Origin of the sequence: Pseudomonas sp. 65/3-MNA-CIBAN-0223, from assembly GCF_040310425.1 — a bacterium.
Lineage (GTDB): Bacteria > Pseudomonadota > Gammaproteobacteria > Pseudomonadales > Pseudomonadaceae > Aquipseudomonas > Aquipseudomonas gregormendelii.
Window position 1 is genome coordinate 114,231 of the sequence record NZ_JBEOPV010000008.1, and the last position, 14,384, is coordinate 128,614.

General features: G+C 56.4%; 12 protein-coding genes and 1 pseudogene. 1 reads left to right on the forward strand and 12 read right to left on the reverse strand.

Annotated features, from left to right (window positions below; genetic code table 11):
* Positions 1–115: 115 nt before the first annotated feature.
* Positions 116–346, forward strand: a pseudogene (locus tag AAEZ09_RS11660) (TIGR03756 family integrating conjugative element protein); the annotation flags it as partial.
* A gap of 298 nt (positions 347–644) precedes the next feature.
* On the opposite strand, the gene AAEZ09_RS11665 reads toward AAEZ09_RS11660, so the two are convergent.
* From AAEZ09_RS11665 to AAEZ09_RS11720, 12 genes are all read right to left on the reverse strand, one after another.
* Positions 645–1,040: a DUF6957 family protein gene (locus tag AAEZ09_RS11665; RefSeq protein WP_077747122.1), complete on the reverse strand. Its 396-nt coding sequence runs from the start codon at positions 1,038–1,040 to the stop codon at positions 645–647.
* A gap of 239 nt (positions 1,041–1,279) precedes the next feature.
* Positions 1,280–4,438: an efflux RND transporter permease subunit gene (locus AAEZ09_RS11670; RefSeq protein WP_282410469.1), complete on the reverse strand. Its 3,159-nt coding sequence runs from the start codon at positions 4,436–4,438 to the stop codon at positions 1,280–1,282.
* Complete coding sequence (locus AAEZ09_RS11675) at positions 4,435–5,919, reverse strand: efflux RND transporter periplasmic adaptor subunit (protein WP_052966031.1); 1,485 nt, start codon at positions 5,917–5,919, stop codon at positions 4,435–4,437. Before AAEZ09_RS11675 ends, AAEZ09_RS11670 begins: the two co-directional genes overlap by 4 nt.
* The gene (locus AAEZ09_RS11680; protein WP_172689356.1) at positions 5,916–7,172 is read right to left on the reverse strand and encodes a TolC family protein; all 1,257 of its coding nucleotides are present in this window, start codon (positions 7,170–7,172) and stop codon (positions 5,916–5,918) included. Before AAEZ09_RS11680 ends, AAEZ09_RS11675 begins: the two co-directional genes overlap by 4 nt.
* A gap of 101 nt (positions 7,173–7,273) precedes the next feature.
* Positions 7,274–7,615 carry a hypothetical protein gene (locus AAEZ09_RS11685; RefSeq protein WP_090401472.1) on the reverse strand — a complete coding sequence of 114 codons (342 nt, stop codon included), beginning with the start codon at positions 7,613–7,615 and terminating at the stop codon, positions 7,274–7,276.
* 256 nt (positions 7,616–7,871) lie between these two features.
* Positions 7,872–8,741, reverse strand: a complete 870-nt coding sequence (locus AAEZ09_RS11690; RefSeq protein ID WP_050683301.1) for a sterol desaturase family protein — start codon at positions 8,739–8,741, stop codon at positions 7,872–7,874.
* 68 nt (positions 8,742–8,809) lie between these two features.
* Positions 8,810–9,556 (reverse strand): helix-turn-helix transcriptional regulator, encoded by a 747-nt coding sequence (locus tag AAEZ09_RS11695; protein WP_282410470.1) that lies wholly within the window; start codon positions 9,554–9,556, stop codon positions 8,810–8,812.
* Between the two features lie 217 nt (positions 9,557–9,773).
* On the reverse strand, positions 9,774–10,241 hold the full coding sequence (locus AAEZ09_RS11700; protein ID WP_052966109.1) for a DUF411 domain-containing protein: 468 nt from the start codon (positions 10,239–10,241) through the stop codon (positions 9,774–9,776).
* Positions 10,231–11,046, reverse strand: a complete 816-nt coding sequence (locus tag AAEZ09_RS11705) for a c-type cytochrome (protein WP_282410471.1) — start codon at positions 11,044–11,046, stop codon at positions 10,231–10,233. Before AAEZ09_RS11705 ends, AAEZ09_RS11700 begins: the two co-directional genes overlap by 11 nt.
* A 9-nt stretch (positions 11,047–11,055) precedes the next feature.
* Complete coding sequence (locus AAEZ09_RS11710; RefSeq protein ID WP_050683289.1) at positions 11,056–12,030, reverse strand: copper resistance protein B; 975 nt, start codon at positions 12,028–12,030, stop codon at positions 11,056–11,058.
* Positions 12,002–12,250, reverse strand: a complete 249-nt coding sequence (locus tag AAEZ09_RS11715; RefSeq protein WP_177346273.1) for a hypothetical protein — start codon at positions 12,248–12,250, stop codon at positions 12,002–12,004. Before AAEZ09_RS11715 ends, AAEZ09_RS11710 begins: the two co-directional genes overlap by 29 nt.
* 12 nt (positions 12,251–12,262) lie before the next feature.
* Positions 12,263–14,224 (reverse strand): copper resistance system multicopper oxidase, encoded by a 1,962-nt coding sequence (locus AAEZ09_RS11720; protein WP_050683288.1) that lies wholly within the window; start codon positions 14,222–14,224, stop codon positions 12,263–12,265.
* Positions 14,225–14,384: the final 160 nt, after the last annotated feature.

The following is a 14,384-nucleotide window of genomic DNA, read 5'->3' on the forward strand; positions in this document are numbered from 1 at the left end:
GAGACGGCAGCCACATCGACTGTAACTGGCGCAAGCGACGCTAAAGGTGCTGTCGCGCAGGGCGGAGTGACGTCCCGCAAACTCTCATGCATACCTCCACGCTACCGGAGGGGGGGTAACGGGTGCCGTTGTGGCGAACTATTCGGACAGGGGGTTGAATCCCTGGACAGAAATATCTGGCCTCGGCTCGCCGAACGCAATTTCCCAAGCTGGCAACGACGCAACCACGAATCACATCGGCGAAAACAACATCGCAAAATTTTAAGAGGTCGATGTAATCGGGCACCCTGGGGGAGCGACTTTCAGTCAATTCTCCAGCGCGTCGGGGTATGTGTGTAAGGGAGCAATCATGCGTAAGCGTCTGGTCAATACATCTTGGCATTGCTCTCATCCCCGTGCTGGCGCTGCTGGGGAGCTTTCACAAGTGACCAGATTTTCTAAAAATGGTGTCAGTTCAAATGAGGTGGACACCATCGCCTTAAGCGATGGCATCAGGAGGGCGTGTTGCCCAGACGCTTACCACCCGCGGGGCGAGACAGCTGATTGTCTGCTCTCAAACGCCAGTGCTGAATCCAGCCTAGAGGGGTATGAGCTTACTTGAAGCATCCCTCGACAACGCCTCGGGGGGTGTAGCAATACGTGCATCAGCGTAGGCTCAGTAAAAATTCCAGATCTGCACCTAACCTGCGACCGCCTCTCATCAAGACATAGACAGTGTTTTGAGTTTCGAATAGGCATTCATGAGTGAACGAAACTTCATATGAGCTTTTAACCCAGTCTCCTGGAAGAAAACGCCCACGACTGTCTTCAATGACGCAAAGCGCATAAACGATGCTGGCCGCGAGGCCCAGCGTCGCAAGCATTCTAGCCTGCTCGTCGGAAACGGATACATCGATCAACGTCCAATCAGCTACCAAGCAGTACGCTCTGCCCGGAAAATGCGCCTCAACAAACGACACCGCTTCGGCATCGCTCAGAACACTGCCGATCAAGCTGTTTCCTTTACCAGCCAGTAAATCGATCAAGCCCGACACTTCCATACATTCCTCCGGGTTTGCCTAAGAAGAAATATGCCTTCGTTCTTACAACCTATCCGCATCGAGAAGGACTTATTAGCCTCCGGCGTCGATCTCTATCAGCTGTGTTTTGGCGCATTGCCGATAGAGTTCGATCCCGGATTGATTATAAGGCCCGTCCTCTGTCCAATCAGAAAGCCAGACCGCTGGATGATATTGCGCATGCAACCAGGAGCCGTGCAGCAGTGGCGGACACGATTACTTCATAGTCCGCTTCCTTGCGAGAGTTTAGATTCAACAGCGAGGCGCCGGAGGCGCATCAAGCGGTAAGCTGCCGGAATAACAAACAGGGACAGTAAGGGCGCGGTAACCATGCCACCGACCATGGGCGCGGCAATGCGGCTCATTACTTCGCTACCGGTACCGCTACCCAATAGGATCGGCAACAGGCCAGCAATGATGACGGCTACGGTCATGGCCTTGGGTCGAACACGCTGCACGGCTCCTTCGCTAATCGCTGCGATTAGTCCACGCTCAGTACTGTCGCCGGCCTCTACACGCTCGGCCCAGGCGTTTTTTAAGTAGAGCAGCATGATCACACCGAATTCGGCAGAAACACCCGCCAGAGCAATGAAACCGACGCCAGTAGCCACCGACAGGTTGAATCCCAGCAGGTAGAGGAACCACGCCCCACCGGTAAGGGCGAACGGCAAGGTGGCCATGATCAGCAAAGCCTCGTCGAATCGGGCAAACGTCAGGTACAGCAGTACGAAAATGATCAGCAGCGTGGCGGGCACCACCAGTTTGAGCCGTGCGTTGGCTCGTTCAAGAAACTCGAACTGTCCCGAGTAACTCAGGCTCATGCCTGGCTGCAGCTTGACCTGCTCACTCACAACCCGACGCAGATCGGCAACCACGGAAGCAATGTCCCGGCCACGCACGTCGATATACACCCATCCGGAAGGTCGGGCATTTTCGCTCTTGAGCATCGGCGGGCCTTCACTGACTTTGACCTTCGCCACGGTACCAAGAGTGATCTGACTCCCCAAAGGGGTGTAGATTGGCAATTGCTCCAGGGCGCCGAGCGAGTCACGCCACTCACGGGGATAACGTACGTTGATAGGGAAGCGTGCGAGCCCTTCAATGGTCTCGCCAACGTTCTCACCGCCAATAGCACCGGCCACGATCGACTGCACATCAGCGATATTCAATCCGTAGCGGGCAGCGGCTTTGCGGTCGATATCCACATCGACGTAACGCCCACCGGTTAATCGTTCGGCCAGTGCCGAACTGACACCGGGCACGTCCTTGGCCGCGCGCTGGACGGCCTGCGTGGCTGCATCGATCTCCATCAAGTTGCTGCCGGCAATTTTTACTCCGATCGGACTCTTGATCCCGGTGGCGAGCATGTCGATGCGGTTGCGGATCGGTGGTATCCAGATATTAGTCAGGCCAGGGACCCGTACCACTCGATCCAGCTCTTCCACCAATTTTTCCTGGGTCATACCAGGACGCCATTGCTCGCGAGGTTTGAACTGGATAGTGGTCTCGAACATCTCCAGCGGCGCGGGGTCGGTGGCAGTTTCAGCGCGGCCGGCCTTACCGAAGACGTGTTCAACTTCGGGTACTGTCTTGATCAGACGGTCAGTCTGTTGCAGCAACTGCGCTGCTTTCTGCGCCGACAATCCCGGCAGAGCCGAAGGCATATAGAGTAAATCGCCCTCGTCCAGCGCAGGGAGGAATTCGCCACCCAAACGGGAGATCGGCCACAACGCGCTAAGGAAGACCAATAAAGCGATCAACAGGGTGACTTTGGGCCGATGTAACACCGCATCCAGGGCCGGTTGATAGATCCTGATCAACCAGCGGTTCAGAGGATTCCGGTCCTCTTTGGGGATCCGTCCACGAATCCAGTAGCCCATCAGCACCGGCACCAGGGTTACCGATAGTCCTGCCGCCGCAGCCATGGCATAGGTCTTGGTGAAGGCCAATGGACCAAATAGACGACCCTCTTGGGCCTCTAGGGTGAACACTGGAATGAATGACAGGGTGATGATCAGCAGGCAGAAGAACAGCGCCGGTCCCACCTCCGCCGCCGCTTCGGTTATCACATGCCAGTGACGTTCGCCCTTCAACTCTTCCCCTGGATGGGCCACATGCCAGGCCTCAATCTTTTTGTGGGCGTTCTCGATCATTACCACGGCGGCATCGACCATGGCGCCGATGGCGATGGCGATCCCGCCCAAGGACATGATGTTGGCGTTGATCCCTTGGTAACGCATAACGATGAAGGCAATCAGCACCCCCACCGGTAAGGAGATGATTGCCACCAGGGATGAACGCAGATGCCAGAGGAATACTGCACAGACCAACGCGACGACGATGAACTCCTCGAGTAGCTTGTAGCTGAGGTTTTCGACGGCGCGATCGATCAGTTTGCTGCGGTCATAGGTGGTGACGATTTCCACCCCCGCCGGCAAACTGCTTTTCAGGTCGTCCAGTTTGGCCTTGACCGCCGCAATGGTCTCACGAGCGTTCTTGCCGCTACGCAGAATAACCACGCCGCCGACAGTCTCACCCTCGCCGTCGAGCTCGGTGATACCACGACGCATCTCCGGGCCCAACTGGATCGTTGCCACGTCGCCGAGGGTCACCGGCACCCCGCCGGCACCGAGCTTGAGCGGAATCGAACGAAAGTCATTGAGCGTCTTCAGGTAACCGGAAGCGCGCACCATAAACTCGGTCTCCGCCATCTCCAGTAACGCACCACCGGTTTCCTGATTGGCCTTGCCGATAGCCTCAGTCACCGCTGCTTGAGTGATGCCTAGGTTGGCCAGTTTCAGTGGGTCGAGCTGCACCTGATACTGCTTGACCATGCCGCCCACGGTGGCCACTTCCGCAACATTCGGTAGGGTCTTGAGTTCGAACTTGAGGAACCAGTCCTGCAAGGCGCGCAGTTGCGCCAAGTCGTGTCCGCCACTGCGATCCACCAGTGCGTACTGATAGATCCAGCCCACGCCTGTGGCGTCGGGTCCCAAGGACGGTTTGGCGGAAGCCGGTAGGCGGCTTTGGACCTGACTCAAGTATTCCAGCACCCGCGAGCGGGCCCAATATAAGTCCGTGCCGTCTTCGAACAACACGTACACGAAGCTGTCGCCGAAAAAGGAATAGCCGCGTACGGTCTTAGCCCCCGGCACCGAGAGCATGGTGGTGGCCAACGGATAGGTCACCTGGTTCTCAACTATCTGCGGCGCTTGTCCCGGATAAGGGGTGCGGATAATCACCTGAACATCGGAAAGGTCTGGCAATGCATCGATGGGTGTGCTCTGAACCGACCAGACGCCCCAAACCGTGACGAAGATCGTCGCCAGCAGCACCAGAAAGCGGTTTGCCACTGACCAGCGAATCAGGGCGGCGATCATGGCTGGCCCCCTAGTTTTTCCAGGTGTTCAACGCGCAAACCATCATCGGTTTGGCTAACCGAGACCCTAACCTTCTCGCCAGTCTTGAGACCTTGAATGAGAGCAGGGTCAGCCAATGGGAAGGTCATTGTCATACCAGGCATGCCCAGCGTCTTGAACGGACCAAGGGCAATTGTTACGTCTTGGTTATTGATCTCGACGATCTGCCCATCCGCCTCATGAAAGCTGGAGGCTGCTGCGCTGGGTGGTGACATTTCCAGCGTGCTCGCAACAATGCCCTTGAGACTGGCCTCAGAGTCGAGCAGAAACTGTCCAGAGCTGACTACCTGCTGACCTTCTTCCAACCCCTTTAAAACCACCGTCTTGCCTTCGTTTTCCTGCCCGAGTTGCACTTCTATGGGGCGGTAGCGACCAGCGTCTTCGGCGAGCATCACCAAGACTCGTCGGCCGGTGCGAATGATTGCCTCGCTCGGCACCCACAGCACACTTTGTTCGGTCGAACGATTCAGGTGCACCTGGGCCGTCATACCCGGCCTGAGTCGCCCATCCAGGTTGGGCAGTTCGACCCGCACACGCACAGTTCGGCTGTCGGGATTGGTTTCGGGCAAAATCGCACTGACCGTGCCCTTAAGCACTGTGCCCGGAAAGGCTGGCAGACGTGCTTCGACCGCTTGCCCCATGATGATCGATCCAGTCTCCGACTCTGGAACGGCCACTGCCAGCCAGACGCTGCTCAAGCCATTGACTCGAGCCAGCGTCTCGCCGGCCGCCACGGTCATACCCGAACGTACATTCAACTCTTGCAGCACACCGCTTATGGGGCTGGTGAGCGTCAGGACCGGCTGGGTCTTGCCGCTTCGCTCCACTTGAGCAATCAACGTCGCTGGCATCCCGGTCAAGCGCAAGCGTTGGCGCGCTGCCGCCAGCAAGTCGGCATCGCCACTGCGTTTGAGTGCGAGAAACTCTTCCTGAGCAGCGGCCCACTCCGGGACCAGGATATCGGCTAAAGCCGCATGGGCTTTGAGCACATCGCCTGGAGCACGGGCATACACCCGCTCCACAAAGCCAGCAGTACGCGATTGAATCACCGCAACATCCCGCTCGTCGAATGCCAGCACACCGACCACGTCCAGGCTGGAAGCAAGCACGCCGCGAGTGACTGTGGCCAGTCGTAAGCCGAGATTCTGGGTCAGGCTGGGGTCAATACTGATGGCCGCACTGTCCGCTGCAGCATCAGCGTAGCGGGGCTTCAACTCCATATCCATAAAGGGAGATTTGCCTGGTTTATCGAATTTCTGTTGCGGCTGCATCGGGTCGTACCAATACAGTACTTTGCGTTCGTCTTGCGTTTTAGGGGCCTGTTCGGAGGTGGTCTCAGGCATTGCACTCATGCGCTGCTGAGCGAACCAATAACCGCCGGCAGCGCCCAAGGCAATCGAGAGGCCTGTCAGCAAAGCCCCTTTCCAGATTCGAGTGCTCATTGATTGGCGTCCCCATAAGCAAAATACAGGCGAGCACTGGTGAGGGCGCGCTGTTCTTCGAAGTCGATCTGTTTGAGGCGGGTCTCGATGAGTTCCCGTCGGGCCGCGATGACCGCCGCCAAGTCGCTTTTACCGGCGCGGTAGCTGGCCATGGTCAGCGCCACCTTTTCCTTGGCCAGGGGTAGCAGACTGTCCTGGCTGCGGCGCATGGCACGGTTTAGACGCTCGTACTCGGCCAAATCGTCCTCCAGTTGCTGGGTATGTTCACGTATGAGAGCCTCGCGCTCGGCCTCCAACTGATTCAGTTCGGCGTGTTTGGCGGCGATCTTCGGGTTTTGTCGGGAGTCGGGGAACAGTGGCAGGTCGAACGTGAACTGCACGCTGACCATGTCGCCGAACTGACGGCCGCGCCGCTGGTAATCAAGCTCCCAACTCCAGTCGGACTGCTTTTCCGCCTTGGCTTCACGGACCTTGGCCTGCGCTTCGCGAGTCATTGGAACGAACGCCGCCAGTGCGGGGTGATGTTGCAGCTTATGCGGGTAACCCGAAGCGTCGATGGGCCACTCGGGCAAGCTGCCGACGGGCTGGTCATTGGCGGCCGGACCTATCCAGCGTCTGAGAGCTGCTCTGGCTTGAGCCCGCAAACGGATCAGGTCGTCTTGTTGTTCCGCCAACTGAGCCGCCTCCTGTTTCGGCGTTACTGCATCGGCAGGCTGACCACGGCCTCCGGCGATCTGCGCCCGGACGGTATCAGCCAATAGACGGTTCTCCCGGTAAAAATCCTGAAAAAGCGCCTCTTTACGTTCGACGGAGTAGCTGCTGATCCAGGCTAATGCCGTGGCCTGACGAACGTTCAAGCGCTCGACACGGCTTTCGGCCGCGGCTCGATCTATTGACGCTTCCGCAACTTCAATGCGCGCCCTACGCTTGTCACGGTTGGGTACCTCCTGCATGACGCCGACCATCTGCATGGTCATGAAGTCCTGCTCGAGGCGCCAGCGGTCAGGGCCGCCGATGGGATAGTTTTGTACGCCCAGTAGGAGCTTCGGGTCGGGTAGTTCACCGGCTGGAATGGCGGCGCTGCTGGCGGCTTGCAGTTTGGCTGCTTGGGCGGTCAGTGATGGTGCATTGTTTTCAGCCAAGCGTAAGGCTTCGTCGAGTGTCAGGGGCGCAGCAAGACTTGGCAACGCCAGCACGCTTGCCGCCAGGGCCGCCACGAGGGGCCAACCGGTGCAGTAGCACTTGGAATTCATGTTCACGATTCCTGTGATGATCCACTGCGCGCCTCTCTAAACATGCGCACAGATATGCCATCCCGCGCCAGAGCAGGATGAGGCTCAGTGTGGTACAGGAATCAAGCGCGAGGCGGTCGCCACACCCCGGACGGGGTCTGAGTAGGCAGGGAGTCGCTGAAGATTGTCAGCATCTGAGGACTGGACAAACGGGTGGCAGGTTTCCCAAACGACACCTGTAGCAGACTGGCGCTCCTGCATTCCTGACCAGGTTTGCAGGGTTTGCCATGGTCGGAGGAGCTGCTCATCTCGACGCAGCAGTCCTGGTTCATATCAGCCATCATGGTCATGCCCGTCGTTTTCATCGGGCAAGGTTCTATCGGTGACTGAATACCCGCCATCCCGCTGAGGGGAAGCGCCAAGCTGATCAGGAAAATGAGGCAACACCGCAGATAGCGTTTCATGCGAAGGAGTTTAGTCGCAGGTAAAGGGATAAACCATTACGAATCTGTCAGGAGGAACCAGCCAGATAGCCCAGCAGGTCAACATGAGTCTCCTTGCCTAGAAACAAGGACTCGCTAAACAGCGAAGCCTGACTCCCTGAGCATGGAAGTAGTTAAAGCTCACAGAATACCGTTCGGATCACGTTTGATTGGTTTTACTATTAGTGTGGCCTCGGTAGCTGCCGTAGCTGCCGTAGCTGCAAAGTAAGGGAGCCCACTAGCCTTTGTTTACACGGCCATGCTCAAAGGGTTCGATGAGCTGTCCAAGGTAATTTTTGGGGTAATCCTTTCCATGCAATCCGACCTCGGCTTGGCCTAGTTTCCCCAGACTGTCATAGAACGTGCCAAATATTCGGTCCCACACCATCAGAAACTCACCATAGTTGACCTGGGCGTCTTCAAAGTCGCGTTTGTGATGCCAGCGATGAATTTCGGCAACACCGATAATGTGGCGCAACCATCCCACCCGGTAGTCCAGGTTCGAATGCTGGAAGGCCAAGTGCACTGTTAGAACTCCAAACCAAGTGGCCACAACTGCGGAGGGTGCGCCTGATGCGAACAGGATCACCAGCCCCGGACTCGCCATAAGCACCGCGTGCAACGGATGTCGTCGCTCCCCGTTCATCCAATACAACCGCTCGGCGCTGTGATGTGGCATGTGAAAACGCCACAGCCAATGCACTCGGTGACTGATCCGGTGCATGACATATAGGCTCAGATCGAGTACGGCGATGACTAGTAGCAACTGCAGCCACAGCGGGCTCTCGATCGGAAAGAGACGAACCGAAGCTGGCACCGCATCACCAAGCTTGACCAGGACTCCAGCTGTGAATTGAATGACAGAAAGGTTCACCAACATGTGCAGCAGGTCTGTCGCGGTGTCGTGATGATCCTCAAGCCAAGCTTCTCGGAAAGGTTGGATGCGCTCCAAACCAGCAATGATCAAAAGTCCCACTGCAGCAACTAGGGGAGTCGTGGGCCAATACGGTACGCCGGTATACAGCGTCCAGATCATGAAGGCAGCAGAGCCGCCAAACACGAGTGGATAGCTCACCCACCGTAAGGCGAATCGTAGAAAGGAAGGCATTGCTCAGCTCCTAGATATGGAACCATCACAATATGTTAAGAGGTGAGCTTTCGACTTGAACGAAAGAGCTAAACCTCCTGGAGATGAACATCTGCCAAGGCGGATGACGGATCGATACCCAGTAGCGCCCGGAATGTCCGGGAGAAATGAGCCGAGTCTGAAAAGCCCGCCTCATGAGCCGCGTCGGTCAGCCGTGCACCTTTTGCCAAATGCTGCAGGGCTTGCGTGAGACGTAACCATCTCGCGTAACTGCGAAGCGGCAGCCCCGTCTGCTCCACGAACCAATGAGAAAACCGCGTGGGGGATAGATGCACCACCGCGGCCAACTCTTCGCGTCCCATTTGGCCTCTGCTCAGCGCCTCAATGACCTTGATCAAGCGAGGATCTGGGGGCGGGAGATCGGGCAGTCGCAGTGCCTGGCGCACCCCGGTCCTAACCTGGAGATCAGTGTGTCCTGGCTCGTGCAGTGCGTCGACTATCGGCGCTACGTCCGCCGGAGTGATCCAAATCACCCTCGCTTCTTCCGCACCCCGCAGAGCGCGGGCTTCCTCGGACAGCGCATCCACATAGATCGACAGAACGTGACCGGCGCTCAGTTGGTGTTTCATACCGGCCGGAATGAAGATGGCGCCCCCTGTTTGAATACCCATCGGGGTTTGAACCGATACAGTTGAGTCGAGGCCAACTGAGATCTGATGTGCTTGATGGAGGTGCCATTCTTGGTGACCGGCACGGCCATAAAAGACACCGATACCAGGGCCAACCCATGCATGACCCGCCCAGCGCACGGTCTCTGCTGTAACCCAGCTTTTCATTCTCTAGCTCGGCCTACTTCCACTTTTTTCCGTGCTGACTGCACACGTATAGTCATTCGGCATCTGACTGCGGCATCGTATTGATGCTGGGCCATGATGGGCTATTCGTGCGCCGACTCCCAATTTCTTTACCGTGCTTGCGCACCTGGATAGTTGAGAGTTTTTGCCGACGCCGGTTCGACCGCTTTGCCACCGTTCGGGTAATGAACTTTTGTGATTAGTTTGCCGGGTACTCAGCGATCACTTGGTCAGTACCTGCTTTGCTCAGACCGATGACCTGATACGCATCCTGCTTCCCACCAGCCTCCATACCAGGCGAGCCTGCCGGCATCCCCGGCACAGCAATCCCAATAAGGTCATCGCGTTTGCTCAAGGCAACTATTTGCTCAGCTGGTACGTGGCCTTCAACAAATTTTCCGTTGATCACTGCGGTGTGGCAGGACGAGAGTCGTGGAGCAACACCGAGATCCTGCTTGACCGCGCTCATGTTGGTTTCTACATGATCAACGACGGTGAAGCCGTTAGCTTCAAGGTGCTGGATCCACTTCTTGCAGCATCCACAGTTAGCGTCACGATGGACGTCGATCGTCAGCGACTCTGCTGCATGACCAACTGAACTGATAAACAGAGCCGCGAACGCAGCGAGGCGAAGTGCCCGACCGGGACGAAGAAAGTTATTTCGCATGGGTATGCTCCTTCCCATCAGCGTGGGTATGAGTTTTTGGCTGAACGGCCGGAGTTGCAGGAGCGTCATGTGAAGCCTCCAAAACCTGAGGATGGGCGTGTTTGGTACTTTCATCCTGAGAAGGCGCTGCGGCCGCCTCATGGGCATGGGCGCTGTTTCTCTCGCCATGATGGTCGCCTGCTTCGGCTATCTCTTCGGCTGCACCCGCATCATGATGCCCCGCGACAGCCCCTTTTTGGCCCTCATGCTGGCCTTCATGGTTATGCATTTTGCTCTCGCCGCCACCGTGTTGATGACCACCGCTGCTGGTTGCTAGAGCGTTGTATTGCTCTGCATCCAATGAAGGCAGCTGTTGGAGAAAAGCGACCATTCCCCATATGTAGGGATCGGCCATGCTTTTACCCCAAGCGGGCATGCCTGTGGATTTGATTCCATGCTTGATGATCCAGAAAGCTGCGGAAGGGTTTCCATCAACGCCCAGTTTTGAAAGATTCGGAGGTGCAGGGTAAAGGCTATTACTTAATTCGGTTCCTGCAATACCTGGAGCCAGATGGCAACCAATGCACATAGCGTTGTAGTTGCCAGCACCTGCGCGGATGAGAGCTTCTTCGCTCAGGTCGGGGACTTTAATATCGCGTGAGCGCACAGCAATCGAGCGATCCCGAGCAGTGGAAAGAAGTGAGTGAACGGGGCCGAAATGCGGATCATCCGCCCCAACATTGATCACACCAGAATACACCACGCCGGCACCTACTATTGCGGCGACCACCCCGGCAGCAGTCAATGTTTTCAATGTTCTTTTCATGTCAGGCCCTCAAAACCACATCCGAATACCGGCGACAAATCGCGCCTCGTTCGCATCCTCTCCTTCATCGCTGGCCAAGTCTGCCGTATTGCCGTAGGAGCGGCTCCAGCTAACACCAATATAAGGGGCAAATTGGCGAACAATCTCATAACGCAATCGGAGCCCTACTTCGGTGTTTGCCAATCCAGACCCAATGCCGCGTTGAGGATCATTTTTTCCGTAAAAATTGGCTTCGGCCGTCGGCTGCAAGATCAGGCGATTGGTCAGCAGAATGTCGTAGTCGCCTTCCAATCGAGCTGCGGTTTGACCGTTCTCACCGATGTAGGCAGTCGCTTCGGCTTCAAAGTTATAGAGGGCCATGCCCTGAATACCGAGCGCTCCCCAAGTTTGTGGTGACCCGGGCTTGAAGTCTTGTCGTACGCCGGTGACGACATCCCACCATGGACCGATGGAGTGCCCCCAAAGTGCTGAGAGTTCAGCGCTTTCCGTTACGCCATTGGTACGTTCGCCTTCCGAGCGCAACCACAGTCGATCAACGTCACCGCCGATCCATCCTTTTGCATCCCAAGCCAATGCACTACCGTTGTCAGCATCCTGGTACTCGAACTTATCCAGCAGCATGAAGGAGTTGAGTTTTTTGTCGTGGACACCATGACCAGCGACATCTGGAAAGGCGGCTGCACGGTCAGCGTCGGTAAGTACGGGGACTGGGGTTCGACTGGTGGTAGTCGCCCCTCCATCCATACTTTCCATTCCGTCCATTTTCCCGTCATCCATACTCATCTTGCTGTGATCCATAGCCCCCATCTTGCTATGGTCCATAGCTCCCATTGAGCCGTGGTCCATCTTGGAGTGATCCATCTCTTCAGCGGCGTGAGCCACGACAAAGAAAGCAGGACTGGTAGAAACTGCCAGTGCCATCAACGTTGGGCGTAAAAACTTCCTGGTCATGATCTCAATCTGCCTTTTTGGTTTTTTGGTCATGATCCATCGACTCATGGCTCATCTTGCTGTGGTCCATTGACCCGTGATCGGGCTTAGACTCGTTTGTCGCAGTTGCAGGCTTGCTCGTTGCTTTCGCAGGAGTAGCAGGTGAGTGATCACTACTATCTTCGACTGCCAGCGTCACGGACGAGAGTCCACCCATCAAGCCGACGGCAAAGAGGCAGCCGACCAGCGATTTACGATTTAGGTATGTGCTCACAGATCGTCTCCTTTACTCATCAACCCGTACTTCACGGAACATGCCCATTTCCATATGGAATAGCAGGTGGCAGTGATAGGCCCAGCGACCTAAGGCATCAGCAGTGACTCGGTAGCTGCGTTTGGTTCCAGGCGGCATGTCGATCGTGTGTTTGCGCACCATGAATTTGCCGTTCTCATCCTCAAGGTCGCTCCACATGCCGTGGAGGTGGATGGGGTGGGTCATCATGGTATCGTTCACCAGGGTGATGCGCAGACGCTCGCCATACTTGAGGCGCAACGGCTCGGCGTCAGAGAATTTGATGCCATTGAATGACCACGAGAACTTCTCCATGTGACCGGTCAGATGCAGCTCAATGGTGCGATTGGGTTCGCGGCCGTCAGGATCTTGGAAAGTGCTTTTCAGATCTGAGTAGGTGAGCACGCGACGGCCATTGTTCCGCAAGCCAATGCCAGGATCGTTTAGCTTCGGTGTCGGGCTCATGGCTTGCATGTCAACCAAGGGGTTATTGGTTTCGGAGGCTGGGTGAGTCTGCATTTCGCCACCCATGCCGCCCATGCCTGCCATCTTGCTGTGGTCCATGCCGGCCATGTTGGACATGTCACCTTTGTCCATTCCCGCCATCTTGCTGTGGTCCATGCCGGCCATGTTGGGCGTGTCGCCTTTGTCCATGCCCGCCATCTTGCTGTGGTCCATACCGGCCATGTTAGTCATGTCACCGCTGTCCATGCCGGTCATCCCGGTCATGTTACTTTGGTCCATTCCGGCCATCTTGCTGTGGTCCATGCCAGCCATGCCTGACATGTCGCCGCCGCCCATACCAGCCATGCTGCCATGGTCCATGCCCGCCATACCGCCCATACCCATGTCATCCATGGTCAAAAGCGGCCGAGGATCAATCGCAGGTACCTGTGCCTTTAATCCTTCGCGAACTGCCAAGGTTCCACGTGCATAACCGGTTCTATCCATGGACTGGGCGAAGATTGTGTAAGCCTCTTCGCTGGCAGGTTCTACGATCACGTCATACGTTTCTGCCACGGCGATGCGGAATTCGTCGACGCTCACCGGTTTGACATGTTGGCCGTCGGCGGCCACAACGGTCATTTTCAAGCCAGGAATGCGGACGTCGAAATAGCTCATCGCCGAGCCGTTGATAAAGCGCAGGCGTAACTTCTCACCCGGTTTGAAAATACCGGTCCAGTTACCGTTAGGCGCCTGGCCATTCATGAGGTAGGTATAAGTATCCCCACTGACGTCTGCGAGATCAGTGGGGTTCATTTTCATTTCAGCCCACATCTTCCGGTCGGCTACGGCAGATGACCAGCCTTCCTTGCTGACATCGTCGATGAAATCGCCAACGGTACGTTTGTGATGGTTGTAGTAGTCAGATTGCTTCTTGAGCTTCGCCATGACGCGACTAGGATCTTCGTCGGTCCAGTCAGTCAACATCACCACGTAGTCGCGGTTGTATTGAAAAGGTTCAGGCTCTTTCGAGTCGATAACGATTGGCCCGTAAACACCGGCCTGCTCCTGTAAACCCGAGTGGCTGTGATACCAGTAGGTACCGTTCTGATGAACCTTGAATTTGTACTCGTACATGCCATCGGGTGCGATGCCATGGAAACTCAAGCCAGGTACACCGTCCATGTTGGCCGGCAGGATGATCCCGTGCCAATGGATTGAGGTGTCTTGGTCCAGGCGATTTTTCACACGCAGTGTGACCGTATCGCCTTCGCGCCAGCGCAGCAAAGGTCCGGGCAACGAACCATTGATGGTCATGGCTGTGCGCGGCGAGCCAGTTATGTTTACAGGGGTTTCACCAATAAACAGATCAAATTCGTTGCCGGTGAGAACGCTCGGCAGACCAGGACTGGTCACTGCCCATACAGGAGTGCGCCACAGACCAAGGCCGCCAAGAATGCCACCAGCGGCCAGGCCTTTAACGAATGTCCGCCTAGAGGTTTTGGAATGCATGCCGTTTATGTCCAATCAGTCAAAAGGGAAGCCGTACGAAACAACCAATGAGTTGCCCGGATGAGCTTCGCCCACCGTCACAAAAAACGAACTCTTACGGCAAGCGAGCTCAGAAATTGCCACATTTAAACCACCACAGTGATTACATTTCTGTCAGCTT

Excerpts from the sequence above, each read along its gene's own strand:
- AAEZ09_RS11695 (WP_282410470.1), bottom strand. The coding sequence starts at position 9,556 with ATGAAAAGCTGGGTTACAGCAGAGACCGTGCGCTGGGCGGGTCATGCA.
- AAEZ09_RS11705 (WP_282410471.1), bottom strand. The coding sequence starts at position 11,046 with ATGAAAAGAACATTGAAAACATTGACTGCTGCCGGGGTGGTCGCCGCA.
- AAEZ09_RS11670 (WP_282410469.1), bottom strand. The coding sequence starts at position 4,438 with ATGATCGCCGCCCTGATTCGCTGGTCAGTGGCAAACCGCTTTCTGGTG.
- AAEZ09_RS11690 (WP_050683301.1), bottom strand. The coding sequence starts at position 8,741 with ATGCCTTCCTTTCTACGATTCGCCTTACGGTGGGTGAGCTATCCACTC.
- AAEZ09_RS11675 (WP_052966031.1), bottom strand. The coding sequence starts at position 5,919 with ATGAGCACTCGAATCTGGAAAGGGGCTTTGCTGACAGGCCTCTCGATT.
- AAEZ09_RS11720 (WP_050683288.1), bottom strand. The coding sequence starts at position 14,224 with ATGCATTCCAAAACCTCTAGGCGGACATTCGTTAAAGGCCTGGCCGCT.
- AAEZ09_RS11685 (WP_090401472.1), bottom strand. The coding sequence starts at position 7,615 with ATGAAACGCTATCTGCGGTGTTGCCTCATTTTCCTGATCAGCTTGGCG.
- AAEZ09_RS11700 (WP_052966109.1), bottom strand. The coding sequence starts at position 10,241 with ATGCGAAATAACTTTCTTCGTCCCGGTCGGGCACTTCGCCTCGCTGCG.
- AAEZ09_RS11680 (WP_172689356.1), bottom strand. The coding sequence starts at position 7,172 with ATGAATTCCAAGTGCTACTGCACCGGTTGGCCCCTCGTGGCGGCCCTG.
- AAEZ09_RS11710 (WP_050683289.1), bottom strand. The coding sequence starts at position 12,030 with ATGACCAAAAAACCAAAAAGGCAGATTGAGATCATGACCAGGAAGTTT.
- AAEZ09_RS11665 (WP_077747122.1), bottom strand. The coding sequence starts at position 1,040 with ATGGAAGTGTCGGGCTTGATCGATTTACTGGCTGGTAAAGGAAACAGC.